This window comes from Clostridium sp. K04, from assembly GCF_019734375.1.
GTDB lineage: Bacteria > Bacillota > Clostridia > Clostridiales > Clostridiaceae > Clostridium > Clostridium saudiense.
The window spans coordinates 77,106-101,514 of the sequence record NZ_JAASHD010000012.1 but is presented as its reverse complement, the minus strand read 5'-3'; the positions used below and the strand labels follow the sequence as shown (position 1 = coordinate 101,514).

Annotated in this window: 25 protein-coding genes and 1 pseudogene; 5 read left to right on the top strand and 21 right to left on the bottom strand. The window is 28.8% G+C overall.

Features of this window, described 5'->3' with window-relative positions; translation table 11 throughout:
- Positions 1-15: 15 nt before the first annotated feature.
- Complete coding sequence (gene hflX, locus HCG70_RS07065) at positions 16-1,812, bottom strand: GTPase HflX (RefSeq protein WP_042393617.1); 1,797 nt, start codon at positions 1,810-1,812, stop codon at positions 16-18.
- A 340-nt stretch (positions 1,813-2,152) separates the two neighbouring features.
- On the opposite strand from hflX, the gene hpt reads away from it, so the two are divergent.
- Entirely contained in the window at positions 2,153-2,680 is a 528-nt protein-coding gene (gene hpt, locus HCG70_RS07060; protein WP_042393614.1) for a hypoxanthine phosphoribosyltransferase, read from the top strand.
- A gap of 62 nt (positions 2,681-2,742) precedes the next feature.
- On the opposite strand, the gene HCG70_RS07055 is transcribed toward hpt, so the two are convergent.
- The 3 genes from HCG70_RS07055 to yunB all read right to left on the bottom strand — a co-directional run bounded on the left by HCG70_RS07055 (position 2,743) and on the right by yunB (position 4,909).
- Entirely contained in the window at positions 2,743-3,123 is a 381-nt protein-coding gene (locus HCG70_RS07055) for a thioesterase family protein (RefSeq protein ID WP_042393610.1), read from the bottom strand.
- Positions 3,124-3,170: 47 nt separating this feature from the next.
- Positions 3,171-4,049 carry an NAD(P)-dependent oxidoreductase gene (locus HCG70_RS07050; RefSeq protein ID WP_074431740.1) on the bottom strand — a complete coding sequence of 293 codons (879 nt, stop codon included), beginning with the start codon at positions 4,047-4,049 and terminating at the stop codon, positions 3,171-3,173.
- Positions 4,050-4,234: 185 nt separating this feature from the next.
- Positions 4,235-4,909 (bottom strand): sporulation protein YunB, encoded by a 675-nt coding sequence (yunB, locus tag HCG70_RS07045; protein WP_042393605.1) that lies wholly within the window; start codon positions 4,907-4,909, stop codon positions 4,235-4,237.
- Positions 4,910-5,002: 93 nt separating this feature from the next.
- Between yunB and HCG70_RS07040 the strand changes: the two genes are divergently transcribed.
- The 3 genes from HCG70_RS07040 (at position 5,003) to HCG70_RS07030 (ending at position 9,817) form a co-directional block, all read left to right on the top strand.
- Entirely contained in the window at positions 5,003-7,705 is a 2,703-nt protein-coding gene (locus HCG70_RS07040) for a transglycosylase domain-containing protein (protein WP_221697605.1), read from the top strand.
- A 216-nt stretch (positions 7,706-7,921) separates the two neighbouring features.
- The gene (locus HCG70_RS07035; RefSeq protein ID WP_055291127.1) at positions 7,922-9,346 is read left to right on the top strand and encodes a sodium:alanine symporter family protein; all 1,425 of its coding nucleotides are present in this window, start codon (positions 7,922-7,924) and stop codon (positions 9,344-9,346) included.
- A gap of 228 nt (positions 9,347-9,574) precedes the next feature.
- Complete coding sequence (locus HCG70_RS07030; protein ID WP_052330556.1) at positions 9,575-9,817, top strand: hypothetical protein; 243 nt, start codon at positions 9,575-9,577, stop codon at positions 9,815-9,817.
- A gap of 69 nt (positions 9,818-9,886) precedes the next feature.
- Here HCG70_RS07030 and HCG70_RS07025 read toward each other — a convergent pair whose 3' ends face one another.
- From HCG70_RS07025 to HCG70_RS06945, 17 genes and pseudogenes are all read right to left on the bottom strand, one after another.
- On the bottom strand, positions 9,887-10,783 hold the full coding sequence (locus HCG70_RS07025; RefSeq protein ID WP_042393597.1) for a dihydroorotate dehydrogenase: 897 nt from the start codon (positions 10,781-10,783) through the stop codon (positions 9,887-9,889).
- Positions 10,784-10,804: 21 nt separating this feature from the next.
- Positions 10,805-11,542: a dihydroorotate dehydrogenase electron transfer subunit gene (locus HCG70_RS07020; protein WP_042393594.1), complete on the bottom strand. Its 738-nt coding sequence runs from the start codon at positions 11,540-11,542 to the stop codon at positions 10,805-10,807.
- Positions 11,543-11,555: 13 nt separating this feature from the next.
- Positions 11,556-12,428 (bottom strand): orotidine-5'-phosphate decarboxylase, encoded by an 873-nt coding sequence (pyrF, locus tag HCG70_RS07015; protein WP_042393589.1) that lies wholly within the window; start codon positions 12,426-12,428, stop codon positions 11,556-11,558.
- 39 nt (positions 12,429-12,467) lie between these two features.
- Positions 12,468-13,664, bottom strand: a complete 1,197-nt coding sequence (locus HCG70_RS07010; protein ID WP_055291126.1) for a dihydroorotase — start codon at positions 13,662-13,664, stop codon at positions 12,468-12,470.
- Between the two features lie 5 nt (positions 13,665-13,669).
- Entirely contained in the window at positions 13,670-14,101 is a 432-nt protein-coding gene (locus tag HCG70_RS07005; RefSeq protein WP_042393583.1) for an aspartate carbamoyltransferase regulatory subunit, read from the bottom strand.
- Positions 14,101-15,021, bottom strand: coding sequence for an aspartate carbamoyltransferase (gene pyrB, locus HCG70_RS07000; protein ID WP_042393580.1), 921 nt, complete (start codon positions 15,019-15,021; stop codon positions 14,101-14,103). The genes HCG70_RS07005 and pyrB overlap by 1 nt, the downstream gene beginning before the upstream one ends.
- A 189-nt stretch (positions 15,022-15,210) precedes the next feature.
- Positions 15,211-15,990, bottom strand: a complete 780-nt coding sequence (locus HCG70_RS06995; RefSeq protein ID WP_042393578.1) for a serine hydrolase — start codon at positions 15,988-15,990, stop codon at positions 15,211-15,213.
- A gap of 249 nt (positions 15,991-16,239) precedes the next feature.
- Positions 16,240-17,340: a 6-phosphofructokinase gene (locus HCG70_RS06990; protein ID WP_042393577.1), complete on the bottom strand. Its 1,101-nt coding sequence runs from the start codon at positions 17,338-17,340 to the stop codon at positions 16,240-16,242.
- A 211-nt stretch (positions 17,341-17,551) separates the two neighbouring features.
- The gene (locus HCG70_RS06985; RefSeq protein ID WP_221697604.1) at positions 17,552-19,201 is read right to left on the bottom strand and encodes a tetratricopeptide repeat protein; all 1,650 of its coding nucleotides are present in this window, start codon (positions 19,199-19,201) and stop codon (positions 17,552-17,554) included.
- Positions 19,202-19,416: 215 nt separating this feature from the next.
- Complete coding sequence (locus tag HCG70_RS06980; protein WP_042393575.1) at positions 19,417-20,208, bottom strand: ABC transporter permease; 792 nt, start codon at positions 20,206-20,208, stop codon at positions 19,417-19,419.
- A 1-nt stretch (position 20,209) separates the two neighbouring features.
- Positions 20,210-20,968, bottom strand: a complete 759-nt coding sequence (locus HCG70_RS06975; RefSeq protein WP_042393574.1) for an ABC transporter ATP-binding protein — start codon at positions 20,966-20,968, stop codon at positions 20,210-20,212.
- 116 nt (positions 20,969-21,084) lie between these two features.
- Positions 21,085-21,879: pseudogene (locus HCG70_RS06970) on the bottom strand (ABC transporter substrate-binding protein); the annotation flags it as partial.
- Between the two features lie 35 nt (positions 21,880-21,914).
- Positions 21,915-22,229: a hypothetical protein gene (locus tag HCG70_RS06965; protein WP_055277800.1), complete on the bottom strand. Its 315-nt coding sequence runs from the start codon at positions 22,227-22,229 to the stop codon at positions 21,915-21,917.
- Entirely contained in the window at positions 22,229-22,435 is a 207-nt protein-coding gene (locus HCG70_RS06960) for a plasmid mobilization protein (RefSeq protein WP_055277799.1), read from the bottom strand. The genes HCG70_RS06965 and HCG70_RS06960 overlap by 1 nt, the downstream gene beginning before the upstream one ends.
- A gap of 143 nt (positions 22,436-22,578) precedes the next feature.
- Positions 22,579-22,782 carry a hypothetical protein gene (locus tag HCG70_RS06955; RefSeq protein ID WP_195952600.1) on the bottom strand — a complete coding sequence of 68 codons (204 nt, stop codon included), beginning with the start codon at positions 22,780-22,782 and terminating at the stop codon, positions 22,579-22,581.
- Positions 22,770-23,672, bottom strand: a complete 903-nt coding sequence (locus tag HCG70_RS06950) for a ParM/StbA family protein (RefSeq protein WP_221697603.1) — start codon at positions 23,670-23,672, stop codon at positions 22,770-22,772. The genes HCG70_RS06955 and HCG70_RS06950 overlap by 13 nt, the downstream gene beginning before the upstream one ends.
- 129 nt (positions 23,673-23,801) lie before the next feature.
- The gene (locus HCG70_RS06945) at positions 23,802-24,002 is read right to left on the bottom strand and encodes a helix-turn-helix transcriptional regulator (protein ID WP_260457799.1); all 201 of its coding nucleotides are present in this window, start codon (positions 24,000-24,002) and stop codon (positions 23,802-23,804) included.
- 216 nt (positions 24,003-24,218) lie between these two features.
- On the opposite strand from HCG70_RS06945, the gene HCG70_RS06940 reads away from it, so the two are divergent.
- Positions 24,219-24,395 carry a hypothetical protein gene (locus HCG70_RS06940; protein ID WP_221697602.1) on the top strand — a complete coding sequence of 59 codons (177 nt, stop codon included), beginning with the start codon at positions 24,219-24,221 and terminating at the stop codon, positions 24,393-24,395.
- Positions 24,396-24,409: the final 14 nt, after the last annotated feature.

Genomic DNA, 24,409 nt, shown 5'->3' with positions numbered 1-24,409 from the left:
ATCTCTTATTAACTATTACATTATTATATTTATGATGTAATCCTTTGATTTATTATAACTTTCGTCATCAACTTCAACAATCATAAAAGTACCATCATCTCTATATTCTTCTTCTAAAACTCTTCCATTTCTATGAAGAAAAGAATTCATGTCACTTCTATCGTATGGTATTAAATACTCACACTTCTTCATTTTATAAGGAAGATTTTCTTCAATAAGCATTAATAATTCTTCTAAATTAATACCTTCTCTTGCTGAAATTTCTATTGTATCATATTCTGCAGTTGCTTCTTTAATTGCTTCTATCTGCTCTTCTGTAGCCTTATCAATTTTATTTAAAACTAATAATGTTTTCTTATCCTTAGCTCCTAATTCAGCTAAAACTTCTTCAACTGCTCTAATTTGCTCTAAAGCTGTGTCGCTTGATGTATCAACAACATGACATAAAAGATCAGAATATATAACTTCTTCTAATGTTGATTTAAATGCCTCTACTAAATCATGAGGAAGTTTTCTTACAAAACCAACTGTATCAGTTAACGTAATTACTCCCTTATTTTTAAGAACTATTGCTCTAGTAGTTATATCTAATGTAGCAAACAACATATCTGCTTCAAAGACTTTTTCTTTGCCTACAACTTCCTTTTGAGCTGCTACATCACAAAGAGCATTTCTTAATGTTGATTTTCCTGCATTTGTATATCCAACTAAAGATACCTTTGGGATACTTTCCTTATTTCTTTTCTCCCTTTGAGTTTCTCTTATCTTTTTGATTTTCTTTAATTCATCATTTAAATCATATATTTGTTCTTTTATATGTCTTCTATCAGTTTCTAACTTCTTTTCACCAGGTCCTTTAGTACCAATACCTCCACCAGTTCTTGACATTATAGTACCTAAACCTTGAAGTCTACTCATTCTATATTTTAACTGAGCAAGTTCAACTTGAATCTTAGCTTCTCTAGACTTTGCTCTTCTTGCAAATATTTCTAGTATAAGCGTTGTTCTATCAATTACTTTAGCTCCAATTGCAGCTTCTAAGTTTCTTACCTGTGATCCTGATAATTCATCATCAAAAATAACTACATTAGCTCTTAACTTTTGTCTTAATTGGGCAATTTCAAGAACCTTTCCTCTTCCAATATAAAATGCTGCATCAATTTTACTTCTGCTTTGATATACACTTTCTAGCACTGGTATATCACAAGCTTTTGTTAATTCCTTAAGTTCTTCTAAACTTTCTCTTGTATCAGAACCAACTAAGATTGCCTTTTCTTCATCATCTTCAATTATCTCTTTTTCTTTTACTAAAGAATCAATATAGCTTATTTTATTTAAAATATGAATTTTTGTAATTTCCTCTAAAGATATATTACCAATTTCCTCATAATCTAATTTATCATCTGTAACTGTAAGCATTCCTAATGAGCAATCTAAAATTTTATCTTCATAAATTCCAATTGCTACAATAGCATCCAGCTTTAATTTAATTAATGCACTTATATCTAGTGCAGACAAATTACTCATTCCATTTGGATGTGTATGAATAATTCTTACTCCTGCTAATCTCTTTTCACGAATATCTAAAGCTTCAATTTCAACAGATGTTGAATCACCAATGGCTATAGATTTTATGTTTCCCCTTCTATCAATAGCAACACTTACTTCTCTTTCAATAAATGCTGATACTCTAGAAATAACTTCGATTATTTCCCTTGAGCAAACTTCATCCTTCGGGCATTTTACTTTATATAATCTATCTAATTCTTCTATAGCAGATTTTTTTACTCCATCTATATTTCCATATATCATATTTTCACCTCAATTTAAACATTGTTTATATATCACTTTAACAAACTCATTAATATTTTGCCCTATGATATGTAAACATATAATTTTTCATGAAATTTTATTCAATTCCATATTTCACTATATTTTATCTTATTCTAATTTAAATGTAAATAATTCTATCCTTTAATAGTTATCAAATTTTGAGTTGCAAAACGTATAAAAACTTGTTAAAATTTATATTATTATTAAAAATATTGTCTAAAAAGATATATATTTTTTAGTTTCTTTTTAATATCTGATTATTAGAATAGTTTTTTTCATATAATAATATAGTAATTATATCGTAATGGAGGGTTTTAACATGGAAGATAAAAAACGTAATATTCTTTTCTCTGAAGAACAAATCAAAGCTAGAGTAAAAGAACTAGGTGAAGAAATAACAAAAGACTATGAAGGTAAGGAAGTTTATATATTACCTTTATTAAGAGGAAGCTTTGTTTTTGGAGCTGATATCTTTAAAGCTTTAGATTTAAAAGCAAAAGTTGGATTCATGACAACTTCTAGTTATGGTCATGGTGAAACTAGTACTGGTACTGTAACTGTTGTAAATGATATTCCAGATAATATTGAAGGCCTTGATGTAATAATAGTTGATGATATCATGGATACTGGATATACAATGGAGTTTGTTATAAACCATGTAAAGAAATTAGGTGCTAAATCTGTTAAAACTTGTGTTTTACTTGATAAACCTTCTAGAAGAAAAGTTGATTTAAAACCTGATTATTGTTGTTTTGAAATAGAAGATTTATTTGTAGTTGGTTACGGATTAGACTACGAAGGTTACTATAGAAATGTTCCTTATGTATTTAATTGGGAAAGCAAATAATTAATAAACATAGTTAAAGCTAGTGATTACAATGCCTTCACTAGCTTTTATTTTAATAAAAATTATTTATTATCTGTTTTATTTTGAAAACTTTCATTGTCAATTATAAAACGTTCATGGATACCTTCACCAATTTTATCACGTTCATCAAAAGCTTCGACCTTAAATACAAGCCTTCTTCTATCAACTTCAATTAATTCACTTTTTGCAGTTACATTCATTCCAATTGGTGTACTAGCAAGATGTTTTACATTCATTAGTGTTCCAACACTACCTTTTCCTTCTTCTAATTCACCTTGAATGCTTTTATAAGCTGCCTCTTCCATAAGCGCAATCATTGCAGGAGTAGCATATACCATTAACTCTCCACTTCTTAAAGTCTTAGCAATATTATTTTCACTAACAATATCTTTAGCCTCTCCTATTATTCCTACTTCAATCACTTTATGTCCTCCTCAACTGTTTATATTATTTTTCTATTAAACCTTATTTATAAATATTTTTCAATAATACTTTGAGTCCCCATATCCTCAAATCCATCTTTAGCTAATTCTTCATACATCTCAAGTACTTTGTTAAGTATAGGAAGCTCTTCTCCCTTTTCATCCATTACCTCCTTAGCAATTTTCATATCTTTTATAAAATGCTTATTAAAAAATCCTGGTGCATAATCTTTTTCAATCATTTTATATCCATTATTTTGCATTTGCCAACTTCCTGCTGCTCCTTTAGATATAGCATCTAAAACAGTTTTTGTATCAAGTCCTACTTTTTTTGCATAAATAATTGATTCAGCTACAGCCGCAACTGTCCCTGCTATAGCAATTTGATTGCATGCTTTACAATTTTGTCCACTTCCTATTTCTCCAAGATATATTATATTTTTACCTAAACACTCAAATAAGCTATACATAGAATCAAAATCTTTTTTGTCTCCACCAACCATTATTGATAAAGTTGCATTTTTTGCTCCAATATCTCCACCAGAAACAGGTGCATCTAAAACATTAAATTTCTTACCTAAATCATATATCTTCTTAGCTAATAAAGGAGATGAAGTTGTCATATCTATTAAATATGTACCTTCTTTTGCATATTTGAATATGCCTTCTTCCCCTAAATACACTTCTTCAACATCCTTTGGATATCCTACGATAGTAAATACAACATCTGCGTTTTCTACACATTCTTTAATAGTACTAGTAACTGTAATCCCAAATTCTTTTAAAGGCTCACATTTAGAAAGTGTTCTACTAAATGCATAAACATTATACCCATTTTCTGCTAAGTTTTTTGCCATAGAACTTCCCATAACGCCTGTTCCAATCCATGCTATATTCATATTTTTAATTCTCCTTTTTATTTCCATATTATTTATATTTAAATTATATGTCATACTTTATATTAAAGCAATTTGGTATTTAATAAGATAATTAATAAAACATTGAAGTTATAGTGTAATTAAATTATATCCATTTACATAGTAAACCTTATATAATTAAACATATTTATATTTTATAAAAATAAAAAAGTGGCTTTCACCACTTTTTTAAATTAATTAGATCCATTCATATTTATTGCTGTATCTGGTATTTTCCCTACTATTATAGTATCAGAAACTGGAATCTGAGTTGTAACTTCTATTTCATCACTATGAAACGGTACAACAATTCTCATTTTCGCTTCTACATTTAAATAAATTTTATGTCTTGTTTGGTTAATTCCAGCGCTTTCAAACTCTGATTCATATGATGTTGTTATATTACCTACTTGTTGCATTTTCACTGTAATTTTAGGTCCTATATTATAAAACATAATATTATTAGTTAAATACCCTAATGGTATTTTAACCCCCAAATCACCAAGTTCAGATAATTTTTCATCACAATTTAATACGACTTGAGATGCTAAATAATTTTGTTTAACAGTATCTGCTCTTACCATAGTTATATTTCCTTCACTATCTTTTTCTATGTTTATAATATCCTCATAATTAAAATCCTCAGAAAAAACCTTAACACTTTCTTCATTTATAATTCTTACTGCTTCAGACTTCATCTTAACTTCTCCAACACTAAGTACAGATGCTAATATCCTCTTGCTAAACATATAAAAAACTCCATTAAACACCATAATTAGCAAAACAATTATTAACAATCCATATGGAAACTTACTTCGCTTAGTATTTATTTTATAATGATACTTAGGTTTCTTTGTATAATACTTCATACTATCACCCTAATAGTTATTATTTTACTATTACAATTAATATGCTATAATTGAATTGAATATTATATTTTATATAAATAAAAGGAGGAACTAATGGCTAAAGATTCTAATAAATCAAAAAATCCAAAAGAAAAAGTAGTTAAATCCAAAAACACGAAAAAAAGCTTAAAGAAAAAGCCATCGAAAATTAAAAGATTTTTCAAATACTTTTTCCTTACAATATTAATTCTAGGATTATTAATCGGTGTTGTAGGCGTTGGATATGTAGTCGCTGTAATTAAGACAACACCTTCATTAGATGTAAATGCTATTTATAATTTAAATCAACCATCAGTATTATATGATGATAAAGGTGAATTTATAGATGACTTACCATCAACTGAAATTAGATATATTATTTCTTATGATGAAATGCCGCAAAATTTAATTAACGCATATATCGCAATAGAAGACGAGCGTTTTATGAGCCATGGTGGAATTGATATCAAGAGAATATTAGGAGCCGCTGCTAGAGATGTAATGGTAATATTGGGTAAACAAAATGGAATACATGGTGCTTCTACTATTACTCAGAAATTAATAAAAAATACTATTTTATCATCAGAAGCCGCTTCAGAATCTAGTTCAATAGATCGAATTAATAGAAAAATAAAAGAAATAGTTCTAGCTGTTCAATTAGATAAAGAATTAAGCAAAGAAGAAATTATAAGAACTTATTTAAACACTATCCCTTTAAGTGGTCATATTTATGGTGTAGAAGCTGCTTCAAGATATTTCTTTGGTAAACATGCAGAAGACCTTACATTACTAGAATGTGCTTATATTGCAGGTATTACCCAAGCCCCTACTACTTATAGTGCTTATAATACTGGTGCTTCAAATTATCCTAATGGATATATTAACAGAACTAAAACAGTGTTAAGCAAAATGCTTGAATTGGGTTATATTTCTCAAGAAGATTTTGATGTTGCTTATGCAGATGCTGAAGCTAATAACTTTAATTTTAAAAAACTAAATACTGACTCTCAAGTAAATCATGAATGGTTTGTATACCCTGCAGTTGAGCAAGTAAAAGAAGACTTAATTGAAAAATACAAGTATACAGAAGATGAAGTAGAAAAATTATTAGTAAACGGTGGATTAAAAATTTATACTACACTAAATGTTGAAATGCAAAATGCAGTACAAGAAATATTAAATGATAGATCAAACTTACAAGTAGATGATACTTCTGTTGATGAAACTGATAGTGATGGTGTTCCATTATTACAAGCATCAGCTACAATAATAGACTATAAAACCGGTCAAGTTAAGGTACTTATTGGAGGTCGTGGAAATCAACCACCAACTTCACTTAATAGAGCTTATTTTGACTTAAAATCTATAGGATCAACTACTAAACCATTAACAGTCTATGGACCTGCCATTGATACAAAATTAATAACTGCAGGTACTCCACTTGACGATACTTCAGTTTCAGATGAAATACTAAAAAAATATAATTTTGGATCTGTAGTTCCTAAAAACGCTAATGGTTCTATGGCTGGATATGTTACTGCAAGAGAAGCATTAACATATTCAAAAAATCTAACTTCAATTAAAACTGTTGATATGCTAGGTTTAGATACCGCTCTAGATTATGGTGAAAAATCTGGGCTTAAATATGCATCTGAATCTCATACAATGTCTGCATTAGCACTTGGTCAATTTGAACAACCAATCGGAAACAGAGATGGTGGTAATACTACTATTTTAGCTTCAGCATATGGAGCTTTTGGAAATAACGGTGTAAGATATGAACCAATACTTTACACTAGAGTAGAAGATGCTAGTGGTAATGTATTATTAGAAAAAGAACCTGAGACAATTAATTTATTCTCACCTCAAACATCATATATTATTTATGATATTCTAAAAGGTTCTTCTAGTAGTGCAGAATTTAGCGATATTCCTGTTGCTGGTAAGACAGGTACAACTAATTCTTCAGATAACTTCTGGTTCGCTGGCTTAACTCCATATTATTCTGGATCTGTTTGGATTGGATATGATAATCCAAAGAGAATGAGTGGTAAAAGTTCTAGTGCTGCATCTTTATTTGGTAAAATAATGGCTGTAGCTCATGAAGGATTAGAATATAAAGATATCGATGCTCCTTCTGGTCTAGTTCAAGCAAAGGTTTGTAAAGATTCTGGTAAATCTCCTACCGACCTATGTTATGAAGACCAAAGAGGTAACAGGGTTAAAACTGAGTATTTTATTAAAGGTACTGAGCCAAAATCAGTATGTGACGTCCATGTTAGCGTTGCTGTAAATAGCTCAAATAACAAACTAGCTACTGAAAATACTCCTGCTAGCCTTTTAGTAAATAAAGTATTTATCAAAAAACCTAATGCAAATCCAAATGCAGATGATTATCCTTTTGTTGTACCAACTCAAGAAGATGATACACAAGCAGAAGAGTATATTGACCTATCTCAAATAGGATTAAGAGCAAATATGGATTTATTAGATGCTATTGTTATATTAAATAACAGAGGAATCAAATACTCATTCAATGGCCTTTCAGTTTCTGGTAATATTACATCAGGACAATATACACTAGTTTCATATACAGAAAAAATTAAGTCTGATGAAACTGTAGAACTTAAAATAAAAGCTACTACTAATACTCCTGATGAGGATATTGGTAATAATGATAATACTAACGATACTACAAATGATAACACTAGCCCAGAATCTGATACAGATGTACAAAGAAACTCTATAACAAATATAATAAATGGAATATTTAATTAATAAAAAATAAAGGCAGTCCTTGAACTGCTTTTATTTTTTTAGTTTTTTGAATCTCAACTTGCACTCTTATTCATTTTTTTTTAACAATTATGTCATTTTTATATTTTAAAACTGTTTTTTTGAATAATTCTCTTTGTCTTCTTGCATTTTTTCCTTTTTCATTGTATACTATAGAAAAAGAACGCGAATTATCTCATAACGAAGGAGGAAAAATATATGGATTTTATAAATGATTTTATCTTATCTATTAATGATTTTATTTGGACTTATATCCTTATTGCAATGCTTATAGCAATTGGAGTATATTTCACATTTAAAACTAAATTTGTTCAATTTACTAACTTTAAAGAAATGTTTAAATTACTTGGCGAAGGTACTAATTCAAAAGAAAAAAGCAAAGGACAAGTCTCTTCATTCCAAGCATTTTGTATAGGTACTGCATCAAGAGTTGGTACTGGTAACTTAGCTGGAGTTGCTTCAGCAATTGCTATAGGTGGTGCTGGTGCTGTTTTCTGGATGTGGCTTATTGCTCTAATAGGTTCAGCTTCAGCTTTCATTGAATCAACTTTAGCTCAAATCTATAAAGTTAAAGATGGTGATAGCTTTAGAGGTGGCCCAGCATACTATATGGAAAAGGGATTAAGGAAAAAATGGATGGGTGTATCATTCTCTGTTCTTATTATTGTTTGCTTTGGATTTGCATTTAACTCTGTTCAATCTAATACAATTACAGCTGCATTTAGTTCATCATTCAATTCAAATAAACTATTAATCGGTATTATATTAACAGCATTAACATTAATAATAATATTTGGTGGAGTAAATAGAATAGCCAAAATTTCAAGTATTTTAGTTCCAATAATGGCTGTTGCTTATATAGTTATTGCTTTATTCATCATAGTAATTAACTTCAAAGAAATACCAAACTTATTTAAAACTATATTTGAAAGTGCTTTTGGATTTAAGCAAGTAGTTGGTGGTGGTATTGGTGCAGCTTTATTACAAGGTATAAAAAGAGGTTTATTCTCTAATGAAGCTGGTATGGGATCTGCTCCAAATGCTGCAGCTACTGCTACAGTATCTCACCCTGTAAAACAAGGTTTAATTCAAACTTTAGGAGTATTTACTGACACATTAATCATTTGTACTTCTACAGCATTTATCATTCTATTATCTGGAGCACCATTAGATGGATCTGTTAAAGGAATAGAACTTACTCAAATGGCATTAATTTCTCAAGTTGGTTCTTGGGGTGGAACATTTATAACTATCTGTATATTATTATTTGCTTTCAGTTCAATTATAGGTAATTACTACTATGGTGAAACTAATATACAATTTATCTCTGATAAAAAGATATACTTATATATCTATAGAATCTTAGTTGCTGCAATGGTTCTATTTGGATCAGTTGCATCAATGGATTTAGTATGGAACTTAGCTGACGTATTTATGGGCTTAATGGCTATCTTAAACTTAATTGCAATAGTAATGTTAAGTAAGATTGCTATCTCTGCATTAAATGATTATATTGCCCAAAAGAAAGCTGGAAAAGACCCTGTATTCTATGCTTCTTCTATAAAAGAACTTGGTGATGAAGTTGAAGAATGGCAAGAAGATGCTGAAGAATATATAGCATAAAAAAAAGCTTTATCAAAACATAAGTTTTGATAAAGCTTTTTTAGCAACTACTAAATACACTTATGCATAATGTTATATGTATTTATTTTTTCTTATACCACACTGCACAATTTGAATTACTCCTAACTAAATATCCTCTTAAATAAACTAATCTATTTATAATTATATGTGAGTTATTCAATATTTACCGTATAATTGTATTGTATTATACAAAAAGGGGGTATATATATGGATTTTGGAGAGATATATAAATATTCTGAAGGCCATACATTTCATGAAGCCGATGCGAACTTTAAAATTATAGAGTTTGATTTATTAAAAATATCTGAAAATTGTGTATTAGCAAAATATAAATTGAAGAAAGAATTTATTAAAGATAACATAACCATTAAATCTATTAGAAGTTCAATATGGACATATAATGATAAATACTGGAAAATTATTTTTCATCAAGGAACTTTGATAAAATAACTTTTACTAATACACTATTAAAATAGAGCTATAAATGTAAATACATTTATAGCTCTATTTTATGTTATTTTATATTATTCCTACTATTTCATTAATATCTTTAATACCTTGATCTCTGCAGAATGCTTCCATTTCTTCGATAATTTCTTTTCCTGCCATTGGATTAAAGAAGTTCACTGTTCCTATTTGAATTGCTGAAGCCCCTGCCATCATGAATTCTATGGCATCTAACCCTGTTGTTATTCCACCTAAACCTATTACAGGTATTTCTACTGCCTTAGCAACTTCATGAACCATTCTTAAAGCTACTGGCTTAACTGCTGGTCCTGATACCCCTGCATATACATTATTAAACACAGCTTTTCTCTTGTATGGATCTATTGCTAATCCCTTTAATGTATTAATTAATGATAAAGAGTCTGCTCCTGCTTCTTGACATTTAATAGCCATATCTACGATATCTTCTGCATTAGGAGATAACTTAACCATAAGTGGCTTATCAACTATCGCTTTAACTTTCTTAACAACCTCATAAGCAACTTCTGATTTAATTCCAAAAGCCATTCCTCCACTCTTTACATTTGGACATGATATATTAAGTTCTATCATGTCAATAGCTGTTCCTCTAAGCTTATCTAAAGCAATTTCATAATCTTCCATACATCCACCACCAACATTTGCTATAATGTTAGTTCCTAATTCCTTCATCTTTGGAAGTTCTTCTGATATAAATCTATCTATTCCTGGATTTTGAAGGCCAACTGAATTCATCATTCCTGATGGAGTTTCAAAAACTCTTATACCATCATTTCCTGCCTTTTCATTTAAAGTTAATCCCTTTGATGAAATACCTCCTAAAATTCCTACATCATAAAAATTGTTATATTCTGCTCCAAAACCAAAGGTTCCTGATGCCGCTATTACTGGGTTTTTAAAATCTAATCCATTTATATTAACTTTTAACATTTTATCTTCTCCTTTGGTCTTTTATAATTCTACATAGTATCCATCAAATACTGGACCATCTTTACAAGTTCTTTTATTTCCATCTTTAGTCTTACAAGTACACACTAGACATGCTCCTACTCCACAAGCCATATGTTTTTCCATTGAAACATATACTTTTACTTGCTTTTCTTTACACATTTCTACAACTCTTTTCATCATAACTTCAGGACCGCAACATAATACTGTATCATATTTATCTAAATCTAATATTTCTGTTACAAATCCCTTATGACCATATTTTCCTGTATTTGTAGAAACAAAGCTTTTATCAACAAATTCATTTATTTCATCTATTAAATATACATCATCTCTAAATCCTGCATAAAGATCCATTTTTATATCTTTATTCTTTTCTCTTAGCCTTTTAGAAAGTTCTAACATTGGTGCTGTACCAATTCCTCCACTTACTAAAGCAACTCTTCCATAGTCCTCTTCTAAGTTAAATCCATTACCTAAAGGCCCATTTAAACTTATTGTATCTCCCACTTTTAGCTCTGCATATTCCTTAGTTCCAGCACCTACAACAGCATAAACAAAAGTAAGTGTTTCCCCATCAGTTTCACATACACTTATAGGCCTTGGAAGAAGAGTTGCTCCATTATGCTTAAGCATATAAAACTGACCTGCTTTTGCTTCATTTTTATCTTCAACAACCATCTTAAAGATTCCATTTTGAATTTCTTGATTTAATAATATTTTTCCTTGTGTGTACTTCATAAACTCCATCCTCCTAAAGACTATTAACTGCGTTTCTTATTTCATCTCTCATTCTTATAGCTTCTCTTCTTGCACAAGCAGCAAATTCTTCTGGTTTATTTTCCTTTTTATATGCTAAAAGAATAGCTCTTGATGAGTTTACAACTCCACCATTTCCATCTCTTAAGTATAAAGCTACATCTTCTGCCTTTCCACCTTGTGCACCATATCCAGGTATTAAGAAGAACATATCTTTATATCTTTCTCTTATTTCCTTACCTTCTTCAACATGAGTACATCCAATAACTCCACCTATTGCTGAATATCCACATTCACCTTTTACAGACTCACCCATTTTAGTAAGCTTATCACCTACAACTTTATAAACCTTACTATTATCTTTTGTATCTATATTTTCTATATCTTCAGCCCCTGGGTTTGAAGTTCTAACTAATACAAAAACACCCTTATTTCCACTTTCCATATATGGCATATATGGTTCTATACTATCCATACCCATGTATGGACTTAATGTAATAAAGTCTGCTTCAAAATCCCCACTAAAATGCCCCTTAGCATATTGAGTTGCAGTTGCCATTATGTCTCCTCTTTTTATATCTGCAATGATAATAGCATCTCTTTCTCTTAAATATTCTAGTGTTTTCTTATATGCCATAAGTCCAGCTAATCCTAAAGCTTCATAATATGCTATTTGAACTTTAAAGCAAGCTACAACATCTAAAGTTTCATCTATAATTGCTTTATTATATTCAAATATTGCATCTTCTAATGATCTTCCTTCTAAAACATGTGTAGGTATATACTCAACAGCTGTATCTAACCCTAAGCACACAACTCCTCTTTCTTCAACTCTTTTATATAATTTATCCATTATAAAACTTTTCATATTCACTTTCACCTTTCTCCACTTATGATAATACTAAACCTATTTACTATATATTACTTTACCGCCTCTTATAGTCTTTATAACTTCTCCAAAGTATTTTCTTCCTTGGAAAGGAGTATTTTTACCTTTAGATACAAATGTTTCTTTGTCAATTGTTACTTCTTTATTTAAATCAACTAATACTAAATCTCCATCTTTTCCAACTGAAATTGTTCCTTTGTTCATTCTAAGGATATTGGCTGGATTTTTAGACATTAATTCACTTAATTTATTTATAGATATATTATTATTTTTTACTAATTCTGTGTAACAAATACTAAACGAAGTTTCTAATCCTACCATTCCTGGCGCACCATTTTTCTTATCTTCTTCAGTATGCGGCGCATGGTCTGTACCTATACAGTCAACAGTCCCATCTTTAATTCCTTCTATTATTGCATTAACATCTTCTTTTTCTCTTATTGGAGGATTTACTCTATAATTACTTATATCTGTTGTTAATCCTATATGATGTGGTGTAACCTCACAAGTTACATTTCCACCTTCATTTTTAGTTCTTCTTATTGCATTAATTGATTCAACTGTACTCACATGGGCCATATGTAATCTTGCACCTGTTACTTTAGCTAAATACAAATCTCTTATAGTCATTAAGTCTTCTGCAATTCTCATATCTATTTTAGAAAATGTTTTGTCTTCAGCATGAGACATTACAATCCAATTGCTTTCTTTTGCTTTTTCCATAGCTTTCATCATAACACTCGAGTCCATAACCCCAACGCCATCATCAGTTATAGCCACAAGTTCTTTATCATCATTAAAAGCTTCTAAGTGTTCTATAGACTTTCCACAAAAGTTTTCTGTAATTGATACACATTGATGAACATCAATTAATCCAACTTCTTTAGCTCTATTTCTAACATACTCTACAACTTCTTTTGTTGAGCAAATCGGATTAGTATTTCCCATTAAACATACTCCAGTATATCCACCTTTTGCTGCAGCTTTAGAACCACTTTCTATATCTTCCTTATGCGTTAACCCTGGCTCTCTAAAATGAGCATGAGTATCTATAAAAGAAGGCATCACTGTATATCCCTTTGCATCAATCACTTCAATACCCTCTTTATTTATTTCTTTACCAATTTGATTAATTATTCCATCTATTATTAATATATCGCCTTGAAAATTTCCATTTGCATCTATGACATTAGCATTCTTTATTAATAAACTCATAACTTTTATACCTCACTTGGATTTATAATTTGTTCACAATATTCACATTTATAGCTTCCTTTTTCTCTATCTAATAACTTAAAGCTATGTGGTATATAATTTTCTACCGAAGTAATACAATTAGGATTTTGGCATGTTAATATATCTTGAACTTCTTCTGGAAGTTCTGGTTTAACCTTACTTATAATAACTTCATTTCTTACTTCATTTATTGTGATACCTGGAGAAAGTAATCCAAGCACTGTATAATTTATATTTTCTAAATTTTCGATTTTTATTATATCTTTTTTACCCATTTTTTTGCTATCAGCATTTATAATTAACGCAACTTGATGTCCAAGTTCATCTAAATGTAAATATCTAAATATTTTAACACCCATGCCAGCTTTTATATGGTCTAACATAAATCCATTTTTTATACTAGTTATTTGTAGCATTACATTACCTCCAACAACTTAACTATTAAAGCCATTCTTACATACATTCCATATTCTGCTTGTTTAAAATATACAGCTCTGTCATCACTATCAACTTCTGTTGCAATTTCATTTACTCTTGGAAGTGGATGCATTACTATCATATCCGGTTTTGCTTTTTGCATTTTTTCATTATTTAATATATAGCAATCTTTTAGTCTTAAATATTCTTCTTCATTAAAGAATCTTTCTTTTTGGATCCTTGTCATATATAGTATATCTAATTCTTCAATTACTTCTTCTATATTTTCTACTTCTCTAAAAGATATATTATTTCTTTTTAGCACTTCTTCTCTTATATATTCTGGAATTACTAATTCTTTTGGAGATATAAGTATAAATTTAGTATCTTTATATCTAGACATGGCCATGATTAAAGATTGAACTGTACGTCCGTTTTTTAAGTCACCACATAATCCAATTGTGTGTCCTTCTAATTTTCCTTTTTGTGATTTTATAGTTAACAGATCTGTTAATGTTTGAGTTGGATGTTGATGTCCACCATCTCCTGCATTAATAACAGGAACTGATGAGTACATGCTTGCAACTTTTGCTGATCCCTCTTTAGGATGTCTCATTGCAATTATATCTGAATAAATTGAAACCATTCTGATTGTGTCTGCCAATGTTTCACCTTTTGCACTAGAGCTTGAGTTTGGTTCAGAAAATCCTAATATTTTTCCTCCTAATCTCATCATTGCAGCTTCAAAGCTAAAACGAGTTCTTGTACTTGGTTCATAAAAAAGTGTGGCTAAGATTTTGCCATCACAGATATGTGAAAATTCTTTTGGATTTGAAATTATTTTTTCTGCTAATTCGAAAATTTCATTAAGCTCCTCTTTAGAAAAGTCCATAGGGCTTATTAAATGTTTATTTTTCATTTATAGTCACTCCTTTTTAACATCACGGTGTTAAATTTAAAGAATACAAAAAACCTTCCTTAAAATATAAGGAAGGTATAGTAATCTTATAATATGGGTATTATTACAACTTCCTTATGAATCTCTCGGATTCTCTTAAAGGTTCTTTTTTGTTAGAATAACATTACATTCAAATTTTGTCAATGTAATTTAATTCCAGTTGTTCATTACCTCATCCCACATCATTTTACCACATTTAGCTAAAGATACAGTTCCATAAACACTATTTGGTATATCTTGAGATAATACTGTAAAAGTGAATTTTCCTTTTGGTAATTCTAAGTAAGCAGTATCATTCTCAACACCTTTTTTGTCTCCAGTTTTACTTGATATCTCTATTTTTAAATCATCAGGAATGTATAATGCTAATTTATTTTTAATTTGCTGTCTTCTTAAAATATCTATAAGCATCTGACCATTATCTTTTGATAAAAATGTTCCATTGGCTAAGTGTTTCCATATTCTTGATAAATCATAAGCAGTAGTTATGTTTTCAACATCAGTAATTGCTGTTCTTTCATCATTTGTCTTTCTATTTAACCTTGTATTCTTTAATCCCATAGCAATTATATCTTCATTAATTTGTTCCATTCCAACTATATCTATAATTTTATTTGCTGCAGTATTATCACTTTGTATTAACATTATTACAAGAAGTTCAAATACAGTATATTCTCTTTCATTAAATTCATGAATAATTCCTGTTCCGTAAACCTTATCTCCACTTTGGATTTTAACCTTATCCATAAAGTCCACTTTCTTATCTTCTACTGCTTTAATTAATGAAACAGCTATTGGAAGTTTCATACACCCAGCGGCAATCATAGGAACGTTTTCATTGTATCCATACACATAACCACTTTTTAAATCTTCAAAAAAGAAACTATATTTCCCGATTCTTGATTCTAAATATTTCTTTATCTCTTTCATAATACCCTCCTAAATCCACTGATCAATAAATTTCTCTTACTTTAATATAAGTATATCATATTGTCAGAATATTTTGAAGTATTTCACTAAAATTTTTTCCATTTTTGCACATCATTCAAATCTATCTAACTTAATTTAAATACTTATAATCTTAACCTTAAAAATAGTGACAATACTACAAAAAATAATCACACAATATAAAATCATTTTTTGCATTTGTCACTATTTATATTCTTCAATATTTATTTATTATTCTGCAAAAGATATTCCTATCTTTTTAGCAACTTGTACTAATTCACCTTCTGGATTTACTTTCTTAGTATTTTGTCCTATTACATTTTCTAATGTATCGCTAGTTATAGTATCTCCTTTTAAGCAAACCATTCTTCCAAACTTTCCTTCCATCATCAATTCAACAGCTGCTACCCCGTATCTTGTTGAAAGAATTCTATCGTAAGTAGAAGTATTTCCCCCTCTTTGAACATGTCCTAAAACAGTACATCTTACTTCATGTTCTTTAATTAACTTTTCTAAGTCATCAGCTAGTTTATTACCAATTCCACCTAGTCTTATTGGATCAGGACTATCTGCAACTATCTTAGATACTACAACATCACCGTCTTTAGGTTTCGCTCCCTCTGCTACTACTATAATAGTAAAGTTTCTTCCTTGCTCTTCTCTTTCTTTTACTTTTGCCGCAATTTTATTTATATCATATGGTATTTCTGGTAAAAGAATTACATCTGCTGAACCTGCTATTCCAGATTCTAATGCTATCCATCCTGCATTTCTTCCCATTACTTCACAAAGCATAATTCTATGGTGTGATTCTGCTGTTGTATGAAGTCTATCTAAAGCTTCTGTAACTACATCTATTGCAGTATTAAATCCAAATGTCACATCAGTAGATGCTAAATCATTATCTATAGTTTTAGGAACACCTATTACATTAATACCTTTTCTAGCAAAATCTCTAGCTGATGTTAATGTTCCATCACCACCAATTACAACTAAAACATCAACACCTTCTTTTTTCAAATTTTCAACTGCTACATCAGATACATCTCTCTTAACCATTACTCCATTTTCTTCTACAAGATAATCAAATAAATTATCTTTATTTGAACTATAAAGAATGGTACCTCCTCTATGTAGTATACCCGATACTGAATCTAAGTTTAAAGAAACAAAATCATTATTATATAATCCTCTATATCCAAATTTATACCCGATTACTTCGATACCATAATTTAATATTGCTGTTTTTGTTACGGCTCTAATTACGGCATTTAGGCCTGGACAATCTCCACCACCTGTTAATAAAGCTATTTTTTTAATTTTTTGTTCCATTTTAAATTCCTCCCTACCCATATACTTAAACCAATAATATTTCAGCATTTTTTTCAAATAGCCTACCTATTACTACATAGTTTTTCATAAAATTCAGAATATTCCTTCTTATAATATAATATCATATATTCAAATAACTGGAAAGATATTTTTTAAATTTGTACTTTTCTCCAAAATAAATGAGAGATGATATTTATCATCTCTCATTTTTCTAATATGCTAATTCTAATCCTTGAACATCTACTATTGTATTTTCATCATTAACATACTTATCATATACTTTTTTAATAGCATTATAATTATTAGTAATTAGTTTTTTTGATTCACTATCAATAGAACTTGGCATGTCATTGTATGCTGATTCAATATTTGAATATGCTCTCCATACATCTTTATCTACTGTAATATAATAACATGCTGCATTATTTAATGCTAAAACATCTTTTTCATTAAGCGAATATGCTTTTCTTATATTTTCAATAGCTTTATCATATTCCTTTTCATTATAGTAAATAGTACCTAAAGCTCTATAATAATCACTTTTATCTTCATCTATAGCTATTGCTTTATTTAAATCTAAAATTGCATCATCAACTTTATCCATCTTTAAGTTTAGAAGTGCTAAATCATAATATAATTCATCATTATTTTTATTTAAAGTTAAAGCATAATCATAATAATACTTTGCCTTATCTAAATTAGATAATTTATCTTCATATAACTTAGCAATATTTACAATTAAATTGTAATTATACGGTTCATTAAATATAGCTTTTCTAATATAACCTTCGATTTTATCTGAATTTTCTGTAGCAATTAATATATTAGGCATTAACATTCCATAAGTATTTTCATAATCACTATTAGCCAATATCGCTTCATTAGCAAATTCTTTTGCTTTATCATATTGACCTTTATTATAGTTCTCCCAAGCCTTAATATACAAATCTACATATGAATCTTCTTCTAATTCGTCAGTATTTATATTATTCTTTATTTCATCAATTACATTTTTACTAAAATCAATATTTTTTTCATCAAATGAATTAATTTCATTAATCCACGCCTTATATGCTTCAACTTTCGGATTTTCTTCTGATAATTCTGTTACTTTCTTCAATAACTTTTCTTTATCAAATTGACAAGCTTCCATTATAACATCATATGATTTTATTTCATTTTTATCAATCTCATATGAAAGTCTTAAGTTTTCTAAACCATTATCATAATCATTAATCATTATTTGCATCTTAGCTAAAGTAGCTAAATCATAAGCACTATCTTTATCCACCGGATAAGAGTTTACTATTCCTTTTGCTAAGTCTTTTTCATCATTTGCTAAATAAACAGCAAACATTGTTTTTAATAAAGGTTTATATGTATTATAACTTTCTAAATAATATTCACCTAAGCTCTCTGCTTGTTCTAAGTCATTATTCATATAAAAAGTAAATACTACTTCATTTATTAATTCTTTATCTTGCTCTAAGTACTCATCTCCATTTTCAAGCATTAACTTATCTCGTTTTACTATAGCTTCTTTTAATAAGTTATTTGATTGAGTTATATCACCTTGGATTGAGTATATTTCTGCTACTCTAGCTGTCCAAATTGGCCATGCATCTTCTTTTTGCATTGTCATATATTCATTTATAGCTTCATCATACTTACCATCATAGTAATACTCTTCTGCTTTATTATTCGTTATTGTAACTGTCTTTGTTCCCATCATGCTTTGTATTGATATTAATACTACAAAAGCAAATAAAATAGAAAGACCTATCGTAATTATTGGCTCAACATATTTGTTTTTAATTAACTTCTTGTTAGACTTTAAGGAGTCATTTTTTTTATTTTCCATAATCCCTCCATTTGTTAAATAAATATTCTTAACAACAATTCTAACAAAAAATTATATTTTTTTCAAATAGTAATTTATAATTTCGACATTATACACTAATTTATGTAATTAAAAATGGCAAATTATTTAATAATTTATTTTTTATTATTACATACTATTTTAAATTAATTAATCTGCCATTTTTAAATTAATTAATTTGCCATTATTAACTGAAATTATTGTCTTTTTTTAATTAATCTATTTTCTATCAAAGCTACAATCTCATACATTATAAAAGCAATAACTGATAGAATTACTATACTCATCATAACCATATCTAATTGGGCTATTTGTCCACCATATATTATTAAGAATCCCAATCCTTCTCTTGCAACTAGGAATTCTCCCATTATAACTCCTACCCAAGAAAGTCCAACATTTATTTTTAATGCAGAAATAATAACTGGTACAGAAGCTGGAAAAACTAAATATCTTAATTTTTGCCACTTGTTTGCTTCAAAGGTTGTCATTAATAGCATTTTCCCTTTATCTACCTCATTAAACCCTGTTAAAACACTTATTATTGTAGTAACAATTGAAATTAGCAATGCAATTGTAATAATTGCTGATGTACCATTGCCAACCCAAAATATTATTATTGGAGCAAGTGCTACTTTTGGTAATGCATTTAATACTACTAAATAAGGATCTAATACTTTTGATGCTGTTTTTGAAGCCCATAATAATATTGCAATAGCTACTCCTAAAACTGTACCTAGTGTAAATCCAATTATAGTTTCATAACAAGTTACCCATATATGCCTAAATAATGTGCCTTCATTTATAAAACTAACTAATGATTTAATAATTCTACTAGGACTTGAAGTTAAAAATGGATCTATCCATTTTAATTGCGCTGCAATTTCCCATAGTGCAATAAATGCTACTAAAATTAAAATTCTTATTGCTCTTACTTTCCATTTGTCCCTTTTAACTTTTCTTAAATACAATTCATGCTCTTTTTCCATACTAATTATCCAACTCCCCCCATAACTTTCTAAAGTACTCATTGTACTCTGGTTCCTTTCTCTTATCGAAAGGAGTTGCATCTTTATTCTTAAACTCTATATTAACATCATCCTTTATATAAGCTGGCCTAGAAGTTAAAATTATTACTCTTTTTGACATTACAATAGCTTCACCTAAATCGTGTGTTACCATTATTGCTGTTTTCTTTTCTTTCTTAATTATCTCATAAACATCATCTGTCATTTTTAATCTACTTTGATAATCTAATGCAGAAAACGGTTCATCAAGTAATATTATTTCTGGTCTTAAGACTAATGTTCTAATTAAAGCTACTCTTTGTCTCATACCCCCTGATAACTGTGTTGGCTTATGTGACTCAAATTTTTCTAATCCATAACTTTTTAGTAATTCATCAGCAAATTCTATGTTTTCTTTTGTATATATTTTCTTAACTTTAAGTCCTAATAATACATTTTCTCTAACAGATAACCATGGAAATAAATAATCTTTTTGAAACATATATCCCATTTTATCTAGATTATTTTTTACATCTGGATCATTAAATTTAACTTCTCCACTTGATGGAGTTAATATTCCACTTATAATATTAAGCAATGTTGATTTTCCGCATCCTGAAGGACCAATTATACTTATAAATTCCCCATCATCTACTGAAAAGCTGACATCTTTAATTGCCTCTGTAGCTCCTTCCATAGTGTGATAGTTCATATTTATATTCTTTATTTCTAAGAGACTCACTTTACCACCACCCCATAATAATTTTATAGTTATAGTTAGTAGTTGTTTGTTTATTTTTCTAAATTAATTTAACTTATTTTCTTTTAACTACTAACTAAACTATTTATAGCATTAGTTTATTTTGTTGCCTCTTCTGCAAATGAGTTATTTACGATAACATTAAAATCTGGTCTTGTTTGAATCAAGCTTGAATCATATCCTTGAATAATATCCATTAGCTTATTTAAACCATCTTCACTTACTTCAGGAGTTTCTGAAAATGCATCTATACTCTTATAATTATCTATTACTTTAACTATTACATCTTTATCAGTTCCTGGGAAAAATGAACTAATAGAATCAGCAATTTCTTCACTTGTATGTTGTTGAACCCATAATTGACCTTTGTAAATTGCATTTGTAAACTTTTGAATTATTTCTGGATTTTCATCCATATATGATTTAGTTGTATAGAAGCAAGTATAAGCAATATTTCCTGCTTGTTCTCCTACTGAAGAAACTATACTACCACCACCATCATTTTCTAACATTGTAGCTGTTGGTTCAAATAATGCAACATAATCACCAGTTCCAGATTTGAAAGCACCTGCAGTAGCTGTAAAATCAACATTTGTAACCATATTCACATCATTTTCTGGGTCTAATCCATTTTCTTTTAGTACATACTCAAGAGCCATTTCGGGAATTCCACCTGGTCTACCACCTATTATTTCTTTACCTTTTAATGATGACCAATCAAAATCTTCTTCTGCTTCTCTTCCCACTAAAAATGAACCATCTTTTTGTGTTAATTGTCCAAATACAACTGGATAATCTTCTCTTCCTTGGTTATAAATATAAACAACTTGCTCTGGTCCTGAAAATCCTATATCTGCATTACCACTTAATAATTGTTGCATAGTTTTATCTGCAACCTATTCTAAATAACAGTATATGTCCACTTTTATTAATTCCTTAAATGCTCTCTTAACATATTCCTTAAGACACCTTTAGGAGTGCCCTTGTTACCAGCTATTAGATTTAATAATTCAATGTCTTCGCTTGTTAATTTAACCTCTAAATTTTCAAGTTTAAGATTTTCTAATCTCTTTTTATTCAATTCTTCTCTTCTTTCATTTTCTTCATTAGCTAAATATCTTTCCTTGCCTTCATCCCATGACTGGATAAGTTTATAAATAGTAATTGCTATAAGACAACTTATAAACGTAATGGATATCAAAGTTGCTATTGTTTCTACTATACAATTTAAATCAACATACACTATTCTTCCTCCTCATTAAATTTACTAATAAAAGGTTTATGAATACAAAAATATCTAACATAATCACTTACACTCATCCCTCTACTTTTTGCAAGTTGAATTATTTTTTCCTTTTCCCTCTTAGATACTTGTACAGTTAATCTATATATTTTTAATTCATCTTCGCTCTTTCTTCCCAAAATTTCTTTTTCTTTAAATCCTAACATTTCCTAACCACTCCCCTACTCTCTCCAAATCTAATCGACCATATATCGGTGATTTACCGAGTACTTTTTGGCTATTACCACCACATTACCCCACTATTAGCTTTTCTTATTAATTTTCTAGTAGTGTGGTAATAGTGTGGTATTTATATATCCATTAAATCCTCATAGTCTTCATTTTCTGAGCTTACCTCTGATACAACTTTAATCTCTCCTGGTATTGGTAATAATCCTCTAAGAACATCTTTTATATATGCAGCAGGATTACTATAGTTTTGTAATTTCTCATAAAGATTCAATTCTTCTTTTCTATTCTTATTAAACTCTATAGTTATTCTTAATCTCTCCATAACTTCTCCCCTACCTTTTTATATCCTAAAGCATTTGAAAATAAATTATCTTCTATTATTTGAGCTGATGGATATCTCTTTTTTATAGACTTAAAGAAGGATCTTCCCCCTCCACCAGTAACAAGTACAGGAGTTGTTCTAACCGGATAGCTTATATTTAATTCTTTGAATACTTTTTCTATATTATTTCTTATAATATTTTTAATAAATGTAGTATCTTTCTTTTCTCCATCTACTTCTAACCCATTTTTTATTATGTTCTCTGCATCTTCAAGATTTAAACATAAAGTATATAAACTATTTATTTCATTAATTAGGTCATTGTATATATTAATCATACCTACATCTAAACTTGTACTTTTAGCAACACTTCTTTTTTTACCAGCTTTAAGCAATGCTATATCTGTAGTTCTTCCTCCAATATCTAAAACAATTAAATCTTTCTCTATTAACTCTCTTCTCTTATCCACATCCAACGAATAATATGTTGCAACCCCTTCTGGAAATATTGCAGCTTCTTCAATATAAATAGTTCTTTCTATTCCATTTAACTTAAAATTTAATATTTTATTATCTTCAATTACTTCAATCATTTTATCTTTTTTACTTCTATATTGATTTATAGGTAATCCTAGTACTATTCTTATAAATTCTTCTTTAGTACTTAACCCTAAAGCTAAACATAGCATTGGTAAAAGATTTTCTTTAGATATTTTATCTAGATTAGTATCATAATCACCTTCTCCAATAATTAATATTTCATTGTTAAACTCTAATTGATATCCTGTACTTATTAAATAATTTTCTCCCCTTGTAATTAATGAAGGTACTATTATTCCCTTACTTGTCTTAATGTTACAATTGCCTAAATCTACGCCTATTGTTTCCATGTTATCCTCCAAATACATTATTTAAGGCTACTTTGTTGCCCTTTGTTATATATGTATTCTCAATCATACATTTTATTCCTATTTGAAAATTATTTTTTCATTCTCGAATTTTAGATATAAAAAAAGGACCTAATCTACTAGGTACCAAATATCTTCTACCTTTCGATTAAGTCCTTTAGCGATTAATAATATAGTTTCAGCATTTCCTTGCTTAACATTGTTTTCTATTGGGTTATAAGTGCTTGGACTTATTCCTATTAGTTTACAGAAATCTTTTTGATTAAGCATATATTCTCTCATACGAATTTCTTTTAATTTATTTTTAACCAATTTTTCACCTCAAATTTGTAAATATATAATTATTATATCATATATATGTAAATAATTCCCATAAAGAAGGAGAGTTATGAAAAAGAGTTTTGTAAGATGTAATCTATTAATACTTTTATCTTTAATAGTTGTAATTTTATTATTTCTAACAAAATATACTTTATAGATTGTTTTAGAACATATATTCTGATATTCTTCTATTAAAGATGGTGTTTTATGAAAAAATGTATTATTCAATATAAGTATTCTAATGAAAATTATAATTGCTGGTGTAATAGTAGTTGCTGTGATAAGTGCTCTACTAAAGATTTAAGAAATGATAATTCTTGTAAAATTCCTATAGGTGGGTATTGTACTTGTAGACTTTGTGGTGTGAGAATGAAAAAAGAGTAGGTCTTCCTACTCTT